Source organism: Mycobacterium sp. 1465703.0, from assembly GCF_001672975.1.
In the GTDB taxonomy this organism is placed as follows: Bacteria; Actinomycetota; Actinomycetes; order Mycobacteriales; family Mycobacteriaceae; genus Mycobacterium.
Window position 1 is genome coordinate 1 of the sequence record NZ_LZKU01000218.1, and the last position, 784, is coordinate 784.

Below are 784 nucleotides of genomic sequence, written 5' to 3' on the forward strand. Positions count from 1 at the left end.
GCCGGCCGGCGAATTGGTCAGCAGCGTCACGTAGACCACGATCGCCGGGGTCACGCCGAAGTTCACCGCGTCGGCCAGCGAGTCGATTTCTTCGCCCATCCGCGACTGGGCGTCCAGAATGCGAGCCACCCGCCCGTCGAGCCCGTCCAGGATGGCGGCCGCCGCGATCAGCGCCATCGCGGCCTTGGGCTGGTGCTCGAGCGCGAACCGGATCGAGGTCAGTCCGGCGCAGACGGCGAGCACCGTCATCGCGCTCGGCAGGATTTGCAGGTTGACCGCCGGCCGGCCGCGCGGCTTGCTGATCATGGCAGCTCGGCCAGGACCGTCTCGCCGGCGATCGCGCGCTGGCCGACTTTCACCAGCGGTTCGGCGCCCGCCGGGAGATAGGTGTCCAGCCGGGAGCCGAACCGGATCAGGCCGTAGGTGTCGCCGATCGACAGCTTGTCCCCGATGTGCGCGTCGCAGATGATGCGCCGGGCCAGCAGCCCGGCCACCTGCACGGCGACCACATCGGTCCCGGAGGCGGTGCGCAGGCGCAGGCTGGTGCGCTCGTTCTCGGTGCTCGCCGCGGCCAGGTCGGCTGAACCGAAGCGGCCCGGTCGGTGCTGCACGGCGATCACCTCGCCGCTGACCGGCGCGCGCTGTACGTGGGCGTCGAGCAGCGACAGAAAGATGCTGACCCGCGGGAGCGGCGCGTCGCCCATGCTCAATTCGGCGGGCGGAGCGGCGAAGTCGATGACACAGATCTCGCCGTCGGCGGGGGCGACGATCGCGCCGGGCCGGG

The 784-nt window shown here is 71.7% G+C and carries 2 protein-coding genes; both read right to left on the minus strand.

The window, feature by feature from the left end; translation table 11 throughout:
* A partial coding sequence (locus tag A5625_RS20960; RefSeq protein ID WP_197516172.1) for a phosphatidylcholine/phosphatidylserine synthase occupies positions 1-306 on the minus strand: 306 nt, incomplete at its 3' end.
* The coding region (locus tag A5625_RS20965) for a phosphatidylserine decarboxylase (RefSeq protein WP_066998402.1) at positions 303-784 on the minus strand (482 nt) is incomplete at its 5' end. The genes A5625_RS20965 and A5625_RS20960, both read right to left, overlap by 4 nt.